This is a genomic window from Aestuariirhabdus haliotis (assembly GCF_023509475.1).
Classification (GTDB): Bacteria; Pseudomonadota; Gammaproteobacteria; order Pseudomonadales; family Aestuariirhabdaceae; genus Aestuariirhabdus; species Aestuariirhabdus haliotis.
Genome location: NZ_JAKSDZ010000023.1, coordinates 1 through 16,375, shown reverse-complemented (window position 1 = coordinate 16,375; position 16,375 = coordinate 1). Strand labels below are relative to the sequence as shown.

The following is a 16,375-nucleotide window of genomic DNA, read 5'->3' as shown; positions in this document are numbered from 1 at the left end:
CACCCTCCACCCAGCCAATACAACAAAGACTATAGACACCTGTATTTGGCCAGATCTGGTCTATAGTTGCTTAGAATAAATAATCCTCATTTTAGAGCAGTCCAATGCCCACACCGCAGGAACCCGGCAGTAAACCTCTGCTAACAAGCAATACTGGCTCGCACAACACTCGATACTATCTTCGCAAGGTTCGCCCCCTGGCCCGCCAACTGTTTATCAAGGGCTTACCGGGACCGTTAAACGCCCAGCAACAGCTGGTGGTCTCAGGAGTTCCCCGCAGCGGAACCTCCTGGCTGGCGAAAACCTTATCCCTTTGCAAGGGGGTCGATTATTACTTTGAACCGGACGAGGCCCTGGGGCCGGATTACTATGACAAATATCTGACAAGCGACACCGAAGATGAACGATTACTGCACCATATAAAGAAGTCGCTAAAAGGCCATGAAGTCAACGAATACGCCATCGCGGAAAAAGGTTTAAGGGAGATCATTACCCGCCCCTTTGCCCGAGCTGTATTGTTAAAGTGGGTTCGAATGACATTGGCACTGGACTATTTTGGTGCCCACTTTCCATCCATTCCAGTAATTCAGCTGGTAAGGCATCCAGCCCCCCAATTTTTGAGTTGGCAACAACGTGGCTGGGATCCGGCCCATGTGCTAGGCGGACTAATAAAGCAACCCAAACTAATGACAGGGCCTTTAAGCAAACACGCCAAGCGGATGACAGAGGCCAATGGATTCTGGGAAAGTGCCGCAACCCTGTGGGGGGCAATCACCACTATTCAGCTGGCCAGCCACCGAGAAAGCTGGATACTAAAAGAACACGAGTGGTACTGTGAAGATTCGACCTCACGCCTACGTTGGCTGGCTGAATCTATGGGGTTGGAGTGGACCCAGCAGGCCGAAGAATTTCTCTCTCCACATCGCAGCAAAACCTCTGGTCCCGGATATGGCCGGCGACGCGATCCGACCGAAGAAATCTCGAAATGGAAAGCCAATATCAGCCAAAAAGAGTTAACAATTCTGCAGCGGACCACAGACAAATTCCAGCTCCCCTTTTACCCGGATATGGACCCACATTCGCACTGGGATGGAAGTTAACCCATGAACAACGAACCTTTGACACCTGCCAACCAGGCCTAAGCGACTTATCACTCATAGCCCAAGCACAAAAAAAGCCCAACCCTTTCAGGTTGAGCTTCTTGCAATGTGGCGCGCCCGGCACGATTCGAACGTGCGACCGCCTGGTTCGTAGCCAGGTACTCTATCCAGCTGAGCTACGGGCGCTGAGATATGGCGCGTACTATAGAGATTTCGATCAGGAGAGTCAAACAAATCTGTGCGGTTTGAACCTAGCCCTCATGATCATATATGGCAGTGCTACCTGCCGTATTCAAGAACATTCTTAATCAACCCACAAACAAAAATGCCCGGCAAAAAGCCGGGCATTTTTGTTTCAATGATGGCGGAGAGGGAGGGATTCGAACCCTCGATACAGTTTCCCGTATATACCCTTAGCAGGGGCACGCCTTCAGCCACTCGGCCACCTCTCCAACGCGCGCTATAATACCAGATTCAGAATGAAAGCAAAGGGCATCAGAGAAAAAACTGGCAGGTAGCCGTTTAATCTTCTTCCTTCTCTTTTTGGATACGCTGGTAGATCTCTTCTCGGTGTACCGCAACCTCTTTTGGCGCGTTCACACCAATACGAACCTGATTACCTTTCACACCCAATACAGTGACGGTCACTTCGTCACCAACCATCAAAGTTTCTCCCACCCGGCGAGTCAAAATCAGCATAATTATCTCCTTGTTTCGATTAGCATCCACTCTCATTCATCAATGATTGGGATCTGGATGCAAAAACTGTTTCTGCCAGCTCACCCTTAGGCGGGGGTTGGCGTCACTGCCCACTGCCACAGCTTTGTGACAGCCCACTTTTTGAACACTTACAGTTTAGCCCTTCACCCGAAGGGCTAAATGCGTACTTCTACGGTTCTTTGGGTGAAATCTACTCAGACTCGGTAGTAATTTTATCCAGTTCAAAGGCCGAGTGTAGCGCACGAACGGCAAGTTCAAGGTATTTCTCCGCAATAACCACCGAGACTTTAATCTCGGAAGTAGAGATCACCTGAATATTGATGCCCTCTTGAGCCAATGCATCAAACATCTTGGATGCCACGCCCGCATGAGAACGCATACCAACACCAACGATCGACACCTTGGCAATTTTATTATCCCCTTCTACCTCTCGGGCACCCAGCTCTTCGGCCGTTTGCTGAAGAATGTCCATGGACTGGTCAAAGTCATTGCGGTGCACCGTGAAGGTGAAATCGGTGGTTTTATCCTCGGCTACGTTCTGGATAATCATATCCACTTCAATATTGGCGCGGCTTATAGGGCCCAGAATTTTAGACGCAACCCCCGGAATATCGGGTACACCCTTGACGGTCAACTTGGCCTCGTCGCGATTGAATGCGATACCTGAAATCAGTGGATCTTCCATCTCGTTATCTTCCTCAAAAGTAATCAGGGTACCGGGCCCTTCTTGAAAACTGTGCAGCACCCGCAGGGGTACGTTGTATTTACCCGCAAACTCAACCGAGCGAATCTGCAACACCTTGGAGCCCAGACTGGACATCTCCAGCATCTCTTCAAAAGTGATGCGGGGTAGCCGGCGCGCGTTGTCCACAACACGCGGATCGGTGGTATAGACCCCATCAACATCGGTGTAGATCTGGCACTCTTCCGCTTTCAGAGCAGCTGCCAATGCCACAGCCGTTGTATCGGAACCGCCTCGCCCCAGCGTGGTGATATTGCCGGCTTCGTCCATACCCTGGAATCCTGCCACCACAACCACACGACCCGCAGCAAGGTCAGCGCGAACATGTTCTTCGTCAATCTCCTTAATACGCGCCTTGGTGTGCGTATTGTCGGTACGAATTCGCACCTGGCCACCGGTATAGGAACGGGCAGGACAACCCCGCTCGTTCAGCGCCATGGATAGCAATGCGATAGTAACCTGCTCTCCGGTCGACACGAGCACATCCATCTCGCGTGGCGTAGGTTTGTCCTGCATTTGATCTGCAAGGCCGATCAAACGATTGGTTTCCCCACTCATCGCGGACACGACTACGACAATATCGTGGCCCCGCTCACGAAACCCCTTTACTTTATCCGCCACCGCCTGAATACGTTCAACCGTACCCACCGATGTTCCCCCGAACTTCTGAACGATCAATGCCATCGTGGAATCTGCGATCCTCTATGCTAGCGGGGCTTACGCCCCATTATTATCTTTACCTGATGGTCTGTTTCGCACCTGACTGGCAAGTGCTTCAACCATGGTTTATGGTCTTCCTGAGATTTATGCCAGCTGATCCTTCAGCCAACCTTCGACTGACGCCACCGCTGCTGGCAAGGCGCTGGCATCAGAGCCACCACCCTGGGCAAAATCGGGACGCCCCCCGCCTTTACCTCCTACTTGCGCAGCCACCATTTTGAGCAAATCGCCAGCCTTCACCCGAACGGTTAAATCCTTGGTGACACCAGCCGCTAGGCTCACCTTGTCACCCGATGCTGTCGCCAGTAGCACGACTCCTTGACCCAGCTTATTTTTAAGCTGGTCTACCATATCGCGCAGCGACTTGGGATCGACACCCTCAAGGTTAGCGGCTAACAGTTTAATACCGCCAACCTCGATCGCCTCTGACGCCAGATCGCTACCTTTGGCACTGGCCAACTTTTGCTTCAACTGGTCAAGCTCTCGCTCCAACTGACGATTTCTATCCTGCAGTTGCTGCACCTTTTCTGGCAATGCCTCACGACCTCCCTTGAGCTGCCCGCATAACTGAGCAATCACCTGTTCCGTACTTTCATTCCAGCGGCTGGCGGCTTGTGCCGTTACCGCTTCGATACGACGAACCCCGGCTGCAATACCGGCTTCCGCAGCTATCACCAGAGAACCAATATCGCCGGTACGCTCAACATGAGTGCCGCCACAGAGCTCAACCGAAAAGCGATCCTGGCCCATACTCAGAACGCGCACGGAATCGCCATACTTCTCACCAAAGAGCGCCATAGCACCCTTTTCGATGGCAGAATCCATGTCGGTTACCAGGGTTTCTACCGGAGTGTTGGCTCGAATCTGTGCATTAACAAGGCGCTCAATCTCTCGCAACTGTTCCGGCTTGATCGCTTCAAAATGAGAGAAGTCGAAGCGTAAACGCTCCTCATCCACCAATGAGCCTTTCTGCGTCACGTGATCGCCCAACACTTTGCGCAATGCAGCATGCAACAGGTGGGTGGCCGAGTGATTACAACGAGTTGCGGCGCGCTTATCGGCGGCCACCCGAGCGGTCAATTGGTCCCCCAGTTTTAATTCACCCTCGAGAATGTCCCCCAGGTGGACGTGGTTATCACCCTCTTTTTGGGTATCGCGGACTCGCATCCGCCCGCCATTCCATTCCAACTCACCTTGATCGCCCACCTGACCACCGGACTCGCCATAGAAGGGAGTCTGCTCCAGAACCACCGCAACCGCCTGACCGGCCGAGACCGATTTGCAAGGGTTATTGTCTACAAAAAGAGCCCGTACCGAAGCCTGGTCTGTCAGCAGGTCGTAACCGGTAAATTCGGTCACGCCTTCAATTTCGAGGCCGGCGTTATAGTCCATGCCAAACTTGCTGGAGGCTCGAGCACGCTCACGCTGTGCTTCCATGGCTTTCTCATAACCGTCCATATCCAGTGATAGTTCGCGCTCGCGGGCAATATCATTGGTCAGGTCTACCGGAAATCCGTAGGTGTCATAAAGGGTGAAAATCGTGGTACCGGGAATTTCTGTGCCCTGCATGCCCACGATGGACTCTTCCAGCACTTTCATGCCCTTATCCAGGGTTTTAGCGAACTGCTCCTCTTCTTGCAGCAATACGCGTTCAACCATCGCCTGTTGCTCGCTCAATTCTGGATAAGCATCCCCCATCTCCTGCACAAGGGCTGCGACCAGTTTGTGGAAGAAGGCCTGCTTCTGGCCCAACTGATTGCCATGGCGAATGGCTCGACGAATGATACGTCGTAACACATAACCACGCCCCTCATTTGATGGGATTACTCCATCAATAACCAGGAATGCACAGGAGCGGATATGGTCCGCGATCACCCGCAGGGATTTATTCTCCAGATCCTGCTCGCCAGTCTCGCGCGCAGCGGCTTTAAGCAGGTTCTGGAACAGATCAATCTCATAGTTGCTGTGTACATCTTGCATTACGGCTGCGATACGCTCCAGCCCCATGCCGGTATCTACCGAAGGTTTGGGCAGAGGCGCCATAGTGCCATCAGCACTGCGGTTATACTGCATAAAGACCACGTTCCAGATCTCAATATAACGATCACCATCCTCTTCCGGCGATCCTGGAGGGCCGCCCCAGATATCCGCACCGTGGTCATAGAAAATTTCGGTACAGGGACCACAAGGACCCGTATCCCCCATCGCCCAGAAGTTATCCGAATTGTAGCGGCCACCTTTGTCGCCAATGCGAATAATACGGTCCACAGGGACACCCATTTTCTGGCTCCATACTTCAAAGGCTTCGTCATCCTCCTGATACACCGTTACCCAGAGTTTATCCTTGGAGATATTGAGCCATTCACTGGAGGTCAGGAATTCCCAGGCAAACTGGATCGCATCATGTTTGAAATAATCGCCAAAGCTGAAGTTACCCAGCATCTCGAAAAAGGTGTGATGACGCGCGGTATAACCGACATTTTCCAGATCATTGTGCTTGCCACCGGCTCGAACACAACGCTGAGAAGTGGTGGCACGGCTGTATGAGCGTTTGTCGTCACCCAGGAAAACGTCTTTGAATTGCACCATGCCGGCATTGGTGAACAACAAGGTTGGATCATTGCCGGGAACCAGCGAACTACTGGCTACAATCTGGTGCTGTTTACTGGCAAAGTAATTCAGAAAAGCACTGCGAATCTCTGTTGTCTTCATAGACCTGACCTGGAATCCCTCTAGCGTTAAGCGGGGTAGCGCCAAAGCGCCTGCGCATAAAAAAGTAGCGCATTATATAACGAGCCCCGGCCATCGCAAAATGGCCGGGGCTCGTTATCAGCTTGAATTTCGGGGAAAAAACCGGAAAAAGGTTATTTTTTCGCTTTTCTCGACTCCAACAAGGCAAATAAGCTGGAGGTATCCCAGCGATTACCTCCCATGGCCTGCACTTCCGAATAAAACTGGTCAACCACCGCCGTTACCGGCAAATGGCTGCCGTTCTTACGCGCTTCGCTGAGGACGATATCAAGATCCTTTCGCATCCAGTCAACCGCGAAACCATGTTCAAACTGGTCATCGAGCATGGTCTGATAGCGATTTTCCATCTGCCATGATTGCGCAGCCCCCTTGGAGATCACCTCAACAACGGCGGCTGCATCCAAACCGGCCTGACGGGCAAAATGCAGCCCTTCTGATAATCCCTGAACAACGCCGGCAATACAGATCTGGTTGACCATTTTGGTGAGTTGTCCGGCACCGACAGGGCCCATCAACTTTACCGAACGGGCATAAGCATGAAAGAGCGGCTTCACTCGGTTAAAAACCGACTCGTCGCCCCCAACCATAATGGTCAGAGCACCATTTTCAGCGCCAGCCTGGCCACCAGATACCGGCGCATCAAGGAATCCAATCCCCTTTGCGGATGCTGTCTGCGCAAGCTCCCTGGCCACTTCGGCTGAGGCTGTGGTGTGATCAACAAACACCGCACCTTCTCGCATACCCGCAAAGGCACCATCAGGGCCGATAGTGACTGCCCGCAGATCATCGTCGTTGCCGACACAGGCAAAAACAAAGTCAGCACCCGCGGCCGCCGCGGCCGGTGTTGGTGCCGACTGGCCGCCATATTTTTCCACCCACTGACAGGCTTTGGTTGATGTGCGGTTATAGACTGATACTTCATGGCCCTGTTGCGCCAAGTACCCTGCCATCGGATATCCCATGACGCCCAAACCGATAAATGCCACTCTAGTTGCCATCCCTTGCTCCTTTTAATCATTGATCTCTATCACCAGAGCAATCTAGTGTACATCAACAGCCTCCGAATACAGCCCTCGGAATTCAGAAGCCATTTATAAAAGAAATCAAGAGGGGGTATTCAGGAGGACAGGCGTTGGCGCCGTCGGTCAATGCCATTAAAAGCACTGATCCAATCATCGTAGTCAGAGTCCTGGGATGGCAGAATTCTAAAGCCGGCACAGGTCGACCCGCCATCACCGGGAGAGCACCAGCGAACCTCGGCGCTAAGCACATAACGGCGTTGATGATCCGTCACCGAAATGCAAATCTGCAGTATTGAGCCCTGAGGGACATCCTGGTCGAGAATCGCACGGAACCCCTGGATTGAAATATCCCGAGTTCGCGCCGACACGGTCTCGCCGCTCAACAGGTGATCATAGGATGAGGAGGCCATCTGAATCAGCACCCGCTCAGCCCGGGACACCCTATTTCCCTGTCGTTGCTCTGCTAACACGCCCAACCCCTGAGATGATAATTAGGGAGTTCATTAAGCGTAGACCAGATTATGGTTTTTGCGCCCTACACCTGCCGCTCACGCTGGTGATTCAACAAGGCTTCCATCTCAGGCAATAGTTCTGGCTGGCGATGATTTCTGGCTTCGAGGTAGCTGTAACAAAAGACTCGGAAATAGTTTTGCAAATGCTGCGCCTGATCCCTTTCTCCTTCCAGACGAAGTAACTCAACAGCCACCTCGGCCGTGCAGAGCTGTCCTTCACCCTTGGCTCTTCGCAGACCGTACTTCGAAGGTGATTGAGGGCTCAGGGATACCAGCGGTAAACGATGCAAGTAAGGACTCTTGCGATAAATTTTTAAGGCTTGCTGCCAGGTTCCGTCAATCAATAGAAATGCGCGGGTTCCGGCTTTATCGCAGGCGGCTTCGGACTTATTGAGTGGCGCCATCTCTTTCGGAAACACCAAAGCAGGCCGATAAACAGAGTCGTTAATCAACGCCAGCAATTCAGGATCGGGCTCGGTCCGTTGCCACTTAAAAAAACGCACATTGGGCAGGCAAGCACTGATCAGTCGAGCACTGTTGGTCGGTTTAAAGAATTCCTTACGGTGAGTCAAAATCCAAAAATGCGTTTGCGAATGCAAACTTGGACGATAAGCGCAAATACAAGCGAGAAGTGGTATCTGGCATGACCCACAGCGTTCAACCCCCGATCCTCTCCCCTGGTACATTAACCCCATTACTACTCCTACCTGTTTCGCGCGTTTAAACCATTCCAGTGCATCTTAACAAAAGCTTGCTGGCGCACTCTACGATCAGGCACAAGCTCCGGGCGATCATTTATAGCTGGCCATTTGGAAGTATTTCTTCCTGGCAAACACATTGCGTCCACAGGCATAGAAGGTATTAAATTGGATATTTAATTTTATAACGCATACATTACTTTCAACCAGATATGGGAACCAGGCGGCGTCCTTTATGATCGATAAAAAACCCAAACTTTCGGAGCAGGTGTTTTTACGCCTAAGAGACAGGGTATTAAACAACCAATTACGAGTGGGTAACTATTACCTGGAACAAGAGCTGGCAGCCGAGCTGGGTATCTCTCGAACACCCTTACGCGAGGCTGCTATTCGGTTAGAACAGGAAGGTCTGGTGAAAATAGTACCGCGCCGGGGCATTTTTATACGCCCGGTTCTGGCCGATGAAATGCGAGAGATTTATGACATCCTCTCCTGTCTGGAAGTGGCTGCCTTGTCGGCAGCCTGCCGGTCTCCAATTCCCAAGGAACCTATGGAGGAGTTGGAACGTGTTAATCGTGATATGAAAGAAGCCCTGGCAACGGATGATCTGGCTCGTTGGGCGCTGAATGACAAACGCTTTCACCAGATTCTTATCGAGCTATCCCACAACCGGGAACTGATTCGACTGGTCAATGGTTACTGGGATAAAACTGACCGTGTGAGGAATATGACACTTCGACTGCGAAAGCCGCCTGCGCAATCAACCGAAGAACACCGACAGGTGATTGCCGCCCTAAAAGCAGGAGATGCTCAAAGAACCATTGATATACATAGCCGGCACCGGCGCCGCGCATCCGATGAACTCACTCAACTGCTCGATGTTTTAGATCACTCTTATTAATCTCCTGTTTGACACCTCAAGCCGCAGATTACTTCCCCCGCTCCACCTGACAGTATCGGCCGCTTTATCTTTTGCCAGGCCAACAGGATTCCCGAAGCTGAGTATAAAGATTAATTGACACAACTTTAACGTATACGTTATAAAACTCACATAGGTATACGGATTTAATAATCACCCATAGGAACCACTTATATGAAAGTGTTCAAGATCGCCGTTATGCCGGGCGATGGTATCGGTAATGAAGTCACCCCCCCAGCTCTTGAGCTGGTCAAGGAGAGCGCTCGACAACATGGAATTGAATTGAACTGCGTCGAAGTACCCGCAGGTGCCCAGCATTTTCTGGACACGGGTGATGGCTTTCCCGAGGATCACTTCGAGGAAGCAGCCAATGCTGATGCGATCTATCTTGGGGCTATGGGGTTGCCGGATATTCGACACCCGGATGGTACCGAAGTCGGCCCACAACACGACCTGCGCAAGCGACTTAACCTGTACGCTGGTATTCGACCCTGCCGTACCATGCCCAAACTGCCACTGCCCCTTGCTGACCCGCGCAGTAAAACACTCGACTTTGTTATTGTGCGCGAATCAACCGAAGGTATCTTTGCGGAGCCTCGAGGCCACGCACTGGATACACAAGATGCCGCCCACAACCTGATCCGCATTACTCGCAAGACCACCACCCGCATGCTCGATTTCAGCTTTCGTTTGGCTCAGCGCCGTCAAGCACGAGGACTTCCAGGCCATGTCACCTGTTCTGATAAAGCGAATGTTTTGTCATCCCAGGCTTTTATGCGCAATATTTTTTATGAGGTCGCCAAGCGATACCCGGGCATTCAAGCCGACCATCAATATGTCGATGCTACCGCTCTCGACCTGGTTCGCTGTCCCTGGCGCTTTGATGTGGTACCGACGGAAAATCAATATGGCGACATACTGTCCGACATCTCCGCGGCCTTGATGGGAGGAATGGGCATGACCTCCTCCGGTGAAATTGGCGACAACCATGGTGTATTCCAACCCTGTCACGGCTCCGCGCCAGACATTATGGGGGAAGGTAAGGCCAACCCAACCGGGATGATTCTATCCGGTGCCATCATGCTCGATTACCTGGGCGACAAGTTTCATTGCCCCGAAGCCATTCAGGCCGCTCAGGCTTTGGAAACCGCGGTGATCGCTGCCTACGACACAGGCACCCTTTTACCTTACGAACTGGGCGGAAACTCGGGCACTGCGCCGATTTCTGAATTGATCGGGAAAATGCTCAGCCAATAGCTCGACTGAATCACTTAGTCTCGACACTAAACAGCCTATGAAACGGTTAACCGCCCTATTACCTGTACCGCATAAGAACCTTCAAACATTACACAAACAGAGTATTGACAACGGAATAATATTAATACAGTCTTCAATTTACTAACGTATACATAATAATATCCGTTAGATGGAAGTCACTGAATACTACAGCGTACGTTTGACACAAGGCCTTAGACTCAGCCGAGTCATGGCCGATTGCATAATAAAAACACTAAGGAGAGTCAGATGAATAAGATAGTTAGCAGCATCCTTGCTGCCGCCAGTTTTTCAATTGTGGCGAGTGCCGCCAGTGCCGCCGAAGTACTTCGCTTTAGCCATACCGACAACCCTGGCGGATCGCGACAGGCTGCGGCCGAACAGTTTGCCGAAAAGGTCGCAAAATATACCGAGGGGCGTTACGAAATCCGCATCTACCCTTCCGGCCAACTAGCTAACGATCCCAAAGCGATTGAACAACTTCAGCTAGGCGGCATAGATTTCACCGTTTCGGCCACCGGTAGTTACGCGACTCACCTACCGTCCCTGAACCTGACAGCGATGCCATTTCTGGTTGACAGCTATGAGCAGGGTTGGGAGCTGTACGATAATTCTGACTGGTTAAAAAACGAGTTTAACAAGTTGCCCGGCAAAGGGTTTCGCGTGCTCTCGACCTGGGAAGCCGGCTTCCGCAGCTTCACCACAAAAGAACCTTTAACTTCACCCAAAGATGCCGAGGGTGAAAAAATGCGAGTCTATCCGAATGACATGATTCGCTGGACCATGGAAGCGATTGGCTTCCAGACCGTCGTGATGCCAATCACCGATGTCTATCTGGCGATTCAACAAGGCACAGTGTCCGGACAGGAGAATCCGGTTGATACCATCAAATCACTGCGCTTTTATGAGGTTGCTCCTAACATCACCCTGACCCGACACGTCTACAGTCCACTCCCTTTAACCGTATCGGAAGCAACCTGGCAAAAGTTTTCGGATAAAGACAAGCAAGCCTTTATGAAAGCCGCTCAGGAGTCAGCCACTTTCAGCCGAGATCTGGTTAAAAACTCGGTCGATAGTCAACTCAAGGATATGACCAGCGCAGGCGCCAAAGTGGCGGTTCCGGAGATCGCCCCATTCCGAGAGTCTGTCGCCTCCGTCTACGACAAGGCACGAGGTGTATACGGTAAGGGCGAGGTCGACAAGATTCTGGCCGACGCCGCCGCCATTCGCAAAGCATTGCCATCACAATAACAATTGCATGATTGCCGAGGCCACTGCGCCTCGGCCGCTTTTCATTGGGGAATGAAATGGATTATCGGTCGTACTACCCCGCCCCACTGCGTTGGTTGAGCAATATCGTAGACCTGATTCTGGTGCTCGCCGGAATCTCGATCATCCTGTTGGTGTTCGTAAATGCCCTACTACGTGGTGCAGCAGGATTCGATTTGGCCTGGTCGCTTGAGGTGACAGCGTTCTTACTATTGTGGAGCACTTTTATTGGCTGTTCGGCCGCCATCGCTCGAGGGGCTCATATGCGAGTCACTGAAATCGTTGAGCACCTTTTTCCAGTCAAGAGTCAGCGCTATTTAGCCATCCTGATCGACCTGATCACTCTGGTCATAATGCTCAGTCTGATCAAGGTCGGTTATAGCATTTCATCACATACCTGGGCGCAGACAACCACAGTTTTATACTGGCCCGTTGGTTTGCTCTACGCCTCATTGCCCGTCGGCATGTTGATATCGGTGATTTTCCACAGCTACAACCTGATTTGGGATATTCGCTTCAAGCCCCTACCCGAGTCGCACCATAACGACGGTTCGGAGGACCATCCATGATTTTGCTGTTCGTGGTTTTTGTTTTTCTCACATCCGTATTTCTTGGCATACCCCTGGTTTGGGCGATTCTGCTGACGGCTATTCTGCCGGTGATCGTGTTCGACCTCGGATTTCCATTACAGGCCCTCTACCTCAACTTTATTGCCGGCGTAGAACCCAATCATTTTCTGGCCATTCCTCTGTTTATTGTGGCGGGCGAGTTAATGAGCCGAGGGGGCGTCGGTACTCGCATTATCGGCTTTGCCCGTGCCGCCTTTGGTTTTATGCCGGGCGGTCTCGGTATGGTTGTGGTTGGTGCATCAATGATATTTGGTGGCATCTCGGGTTCCGCCATCGCCGATAGCGCCGCCATTGGTTCGGTGATGATTAAGAACATGGCCAAAGAAGGTTACAACAAAGGTTTTTCTGCTGGACTGGTCGCCGCAGCAGGTACCATCGGAATCATCATTCCGCCTTCAATCCCTATGCTGATCTATGGTTTTGTGGGCAACGTATCCGTCGCCGACCTGTTTTTGGCCGGGATGATTCCCGGATTGATTTTTGGCATTTTCTTTATGGGGGTTTGCTACTACATCGGCAAATCATCGGGCTGCGATCCCGGCGGTCATCGAACGACGAAGCAAGAATTAATTCAATCGTTTCTCGGCACCGCACCTGCACTCTTTATGCCCGTGCTTATCCTGGGAGGTATTTTTTCAGGCTGGGTCACACCAACCGAAGCGGCCGCATTAGCCGTTGTTTATGGTTTGATTGTAACCATATTTGTGTATCGGGATTTTAAAATCCTAGACCTGCCTAGTCTTATCATCGATGCCTTTGTCACCAGTGCGGTTGTTATGGTTGTGATTGGCGCCACCAGTGTGCTTGGCTGGTTGATTACTCTGGAGCAGATGCCTCAGATTATGGCCAGCTTCGTGCAGGAGCTTTCGGAAGGCCCCTGGATGTTTCTGCTATTAGTCAATATCGTGCTGCTATTGCTCGGTCTGGTGCTAGATCCTGTCCCAGCCATCCTGCTAACCGCCCCATTGTTTTTGCCAACCGCACAACTGTATGGAGTCGATCCCGTTCATTTGGGCGTTATCATGACCTGTAACGTAGCCGTAGGGCTATTCACTCCGCCTGTTGGTGCCACGCTGTATGTGGCTTCACGCATCTCAGGTGTAGGTGTGCTATCAATTGCAAGAAGAATGTTGCCGCTGTACGTTGTTGCCATAGCCGCTTTAATGCTGGTGACCTATGTCCCAGCCGTTTCCATGACCATGGTCGAACTGTTTCGATAGCTCACTTTAAATACAACGAGGATACTCACCATGATCGCCGTGGTAGTAACATTTACCCTAAAAACGGGAACTCAAATGGAGTTTTTACCTCTTATGTTAGCCAACGCGGAGCAATCTCAAACATTGGAATCGGGTTGTCATCAATTTGATGTCTGTACTGACCCTCAGGTTTCGGATGAGGTGTTTCTTTACGAGCTGTATAGCGACCATGAAGCCTTCAAAGCACACTTGACCTCAAACCATTTCAAAATATTTGAAAAACAATCAGAACCCTTTATTAAAGAAAAAGCTGTCAGGGTTTATGAACGTCTTTTACCTTCACAGCAGTGTAGGTGATCATCATCTTCGACTAACAGCGAATTCAAACAAGCACTGCCATAGATCAGACAATACGAGAGAATTATGAGCAAAACACTGAAGGTCGCTTGCATTGGCGCAGGCTATTTCAGCCAGTTTCACTATGATGCCTGGCAGCGCATACCCGACACTGAAGTCGTATCCATCTGCAATCGTCACCTCGAACCTGCCCAAAAAATTGCCAGTCAATATGGTATCACGCGTGTGTATACCGATATTGATACCATGCTGGATGATGGCGATATTGATTTGCTGGATATCATTACGCCCCCCACCACCCACAAAGCAGCCATATTCGCCGCCGCACATCATGGAGTAAACGCCGTATGTCAAAAGCCTTTTGCAAACGACTATGCCGAGGCGAAAGCGCTGACGGAAATCGCTGAATCAGCAGGAATTACAGTGTGCATTCATGAAAATTTTCGTTTTATGCCCTGGTTCAGACATACACATCAACTTCTCCAACAAGAGGCTCTAGGAACCATTCTTAATGCTCGCTTTGCCCTAAGACCCGGGGACGGGCAGGGCTCCAACGCCTATCTGGACCGTCAACCCTATTTTCAAACAATGGAACGGTTCCTGGTACACGAAACCGCAGTACATTTTGTCGACTGTTTTCGCTACCTGTTTGGCGAGCCCTGCACACTTTACGCCTCATTAAGACGATGCAATCCGGTTATCAAGGGAGAAGATTCCGCTACTATTCTTTTCGACTACGACAACGGATTGGCAGTCACTATCGATGGCAATCGCCTGCTCGATCACCCATCCAGCAACACCAGGCGCACCTTTGGTGAGATGTGGATTGAAGGGACGGCAGGCACGCTGCGTCTGGATGGAGAAGGCCGCCTGTTTTTGCGCAAATTTTCTGACAACCAGGAATTCGAGCTGGACTATCAGTGGCAAGATCAGGGGTTTGGTGGTGACTGTGTTTATCAGTTGAATCAGCATGTTGCTAATCATTTTCTCAGTGGCACCCCCTTGGAAAACAGCGCAAGGCAGTATCTGCGTAACATCGAAATTGAAGAGGCCATCTATCGCTCTGATAGCGAAGGGCGTCGCCTCTCGATTTCGAGTTAATGGTCGCAACGCTCTATTTCATCTTCGTCAATAATGGAACCTCGTATGACCTATCAACTTGCCAACGTTCTCTGGCGTGGTACCGGGCTGGTCAGACCCGAATGTGTACTAACAACCGCCAGGGGGTATATATATGTCTCTGATTTTCGCGGCGGTGTTACCGAAATCGCCCCCTCTGGTGAACAACAATTCTTTGGCGGTTCTGCTGTCGGGGAGTACGGAATTCTTAAACCCAATGGTATCGCTTTACTGGAAAACGGTGATTTTCTCATTGCCCATCTTGGCGATACCCTGGGGGGGATTTTTAGAATATCTCGTAATAACGATATCGACCCTTTTCTGACCGAGGTAGATGGAGAGCCGCTGCCTCCCAGTAATTTTGTCTACCTCGATCGCCAGGGGCGTATCTGGATTACCGTTAGCACCAGACATCAGCCAAGGGCCAAAGCTTATCGAGCGGATATAGCCGATGGTTTTATCGTAGTAATTGAAAACAACCAGGCGCGAATCGTTGCAGATAAGATAGGCTATACCAACGAGCTCTACGTTGATCCTGATGGTAGCTATCTGTACGTTAACGCTACCTTTACTCGCGAACTGTTACGTTATCGAATTGGGCATAACAGCAGTTTGCACGACAAACATGTCGTCACCCGTTTCGAGGCAGGCACCTACCCCGATGGGTTAACCCGAGATATCGAAGGTAACTTCTGGGTCACCAGCATCGTCAGTAACCGTATTATCAAAATAACACCCGACGGTGAGCAAAACGTTGTGCTGCAAGACGTCGACCCTCAACACCTTGATTGGGTAGAACAAGCTTATCAAAGCCACAGCATGGGACGCCCTCATCTTGATAAGGTGAAAAGCCAAACTTTACAAAATATTTCATCACTGGCTTTCGGTGGAGAGCAAATGAACACCCTGCATCTTGGATGTTTACTCGGCGAGAAGATTGCAGTCATTGAAAGCAATATTGAAGGCATCAAACCTGCTCACTGGGAATTCGATAACCACCGTCAGTAACCATGAGATTATCGTATGGAATATTCTCAATCACAGCTTTAAGCTTACTGCCAGAACCCAACCCACCAACATCATTACTGACAGATTTTATCTTAACCTGTCTACAAGTTCAGGGTTTAGAGTGCGCATCCACACAATGAGGGGATGTGCATGCTGATTCAACTACTATCCAAACTGCCTCTATTCATCCGAATTTCTTCTGTCTTGGGAACCTGTTTCCCGGCTCTATTACAAGGGGTTTTTCTAGGGCACCTCTGATTAATTCAGATGAACTCTGGCTTTCAGGCGAATCCAGAATCGCGGCACGTCTTTGCAGTAAGGTCCAGACCTTTCAA

At 50.8% G+C, this 16,375-nt stretch carries 15 protein-coding genes and 2 tRNA genes; 9 read left to right on the top strand and 8 right to left on the bottom strand.

Annotated features, from left to right (window positions below; all coding sequences use genetic code 11):
• Positions 1 to 104: 104 nt before the first annotated feature.
• Complete coding sequence (locus tag MIB40_RS12990; protein ID WP_249694938.1) at positions 105 to 1,100, top strand: hypothetical protein; 996 nt, start codon at positions 105 to 107, stop codon at positions 1,098 to 1,100.
• Between the two features lie 109 nt (positions 1,101 to 1,209).
• Here MIB40_RS12990 and MIB40_RS12985 read toward each other — a convergent pair.
• The 8 genes from MIB40_RS12985 to MIB40_RS12950 all read right to left on the bottom strand — a co-directional run bounded on the left by MIB40_RS12985 (position 1,210) and on the right by MIB40_RS12950 (position 8,253).
• Positions 1,210 to 1,286 (bottom strand) — tRNA-Arg (locus MIB40_RS12985).
• Between the two features lie 176 nt (positions 1,287 to 1,462).
• Positions 1,463 to 1,552: transfer RNA gene (locus MIB40_RS12980), tRNA-Ser, on the bottom strand.
• A gap of 70 nt (positions 1,553 to 1,622) precedes the next feature.
• Positions 1,623 to 1,799 carry a carbon storage regulator CsrA gene (csrA, locus tag MIB40_RS12975; RefSeq protein WP_249694935.1) on the bottom strand — a complete coding sequence of 59 codons (177 nt, stop codon included), beginning with the start codon at positions 1,797 to 1,799 and terminating at the stop codon, positions 1,623 to 1,625.
• Positions 1,800 to 2,010: 211 nt separating this feature from the next.
• On the bottom strand, positions 2,011 to 3,246 hold the full coding sequence (locus tag MIB40_RS12970; RefSeq protein ID WP_249694933.1) for an aspartate kinase: 1,236 nt from the start codon (positions 3,244 to 3,246) through the stop codon (positions 2,011 to 2,013).
• Between the two features lie 120 nt (positions 3,247 to 3,366).
• A complete protein-coding gene (gene alaS, locus MIB40_RS12965) occupies positions 3,367 to 5,994 on the bottom strand; it encodes an alanine--tRNA ligase (protein WP_249694931.1) in 2,628 nt (875 codons plus the stop codon).
• Between the two features lie 152 nt (positions 5,995 to 6,146).
• Complete coding sequence (locus MIB40_RS12960; protein WP_249694929.1) at positions 6,147 to 7,031, bottom strand: NAD(P)-dependent oxidoreductase; 885 nt, start codon at positions 7,029 to 7,031, stop codon at positions 6,147 to 6,149.
• Between the two features lie 119 nt (positions 7,032 to 7,150).
• A complete protein-coding gene (locus tag MIB40_RS12955; RefSeq protein ID WP_249694927.1) occupies positions 7,151 to 7,525 on the bottom strand; it encodes a PilZ domain-containing protein in 375 nt (124 codons plus the stop codon).
• Between the two features lie 65 nt (positions 7,526 to 7,590).
• Complete coding sequence (locus MIB40_RS12950) at positions 7,591 to 8,253, bottom strand: tRNA-uridine aminocarboxypropyltransferase (protein ID WP_249695010.1); 663 nt, start codon at positions 8,251 to 8,253, stop codon at positions 7,591 to 7,593.
• 247 nt (positions 8,254 to 8,500) lie between these two features.
• On the opposite strand from MIB40_RS12950, the gene MIB40_RS12945 reads away from it, so the two are divergent.
• From MIB40_RS12945 to MIB40_RS12910, 8 genes are all read left to right on the top strand, one after another.
• Positions 8,501 to 9,166 (top strand): GntR family transcriptional regulator, encoded by a 666-nt coding sequence (locus tag MIB40_RS12945; protein ID WP_249694925.1) that lies wholly within the window; start codon positions 8,501 to 8,503, stop codon positions 9,164 to 9,166.
• 192 nt (positions 9,167 to 9,358) lie between these two features.
• Complete coding sequence (locus MIB40_RS12940; RefSeq protein WP_249694923.1) at positions 9,359 to 10,441, top strand: isocitrate/isopropylmalate dehydrogenase family protein; 1,083 nt, start codon at positions 9,359 to 9,361, stop codon at positions 10,439 to 10,441.
• Between the two features lie 267 nt (positions 10,442 to 10,708).
• Complete coding sequence (locus tag MIB40_RS12935) at positions 10,709 to 11,710, top strand: TRAP transporter substrate-binding protein (RefSeq protein WP_249694921.1); 1,002 nt, start codon at positions 10,709 to 10,711, stop codon at positions 11,708 to 11,710.
• A gap of 56 nt (positions 11,711 to 11,766) precedes the next feature.
• Positions 11,767 to 12,297, top strand: coding sequence for a TRAP transporter small permease (locus MIB40_RS12930; RefSeq protein ID WP_249694919.1), 531 nt, complete (start codon positions 11,767 to 11,769; stop codon positions 12,295 to 12,297).
• Entirely contained in the window at positions 12,294 to 13,577 is a 1,284-nt protein-coding gene (locus tag MIB40_RS12925; RefSeq protein WP_249694917.1) for a TRAP transporter large permease, read from the top strand. The genes MIB40_RS12930 and MIB40_RS12925 overlap by 4 nt, the downstream gene beginning before the upstream one ends.
• A gap of 30 nt (positions 13,578 to 13,607) precedes the next feature.
• Positions 13,608 to 13,913: a putative quinol monooxygenase gene (locus tag MIB40_RS12920; protein WP_249694915.1), complete on the top strand. Its 306-nt coding sequence runs from the start codon at positions 13,608 to 13,610 to the stop codon at positions 13,911 to 13,913.
• Between the two features lie 66 nt (positions 13,914 to 13,979).
• On the top strand, positions 13,980 to 15,014 hold the full coding sequence (locus MIB40_RS12915) for a Gfo/Idh/MocA family protein (RefSeq protein WP_249694913.1): 1,035 nt from the start codon (positions 13,980 to 13,982) through the stop codon (positions 15,012 to 15,014).
• 45 nt (positions 15,015 to 15,059) lie between these two features.
• Positions 15,060 to 16,040 (top strand): SMP-30/gluconolactonase/LRE family protein, encoded by a 981-nt coding sequence (locus MIB40_RS12910; RefSeq protein ID WP_249694912.1) that lies wholly within the window; start codon positions 15,060 to 15,062, stop codon positions 16,038 to 16,040.
• Positions 16,041 to 16,375: the final 335 nt, after the last annotated feature.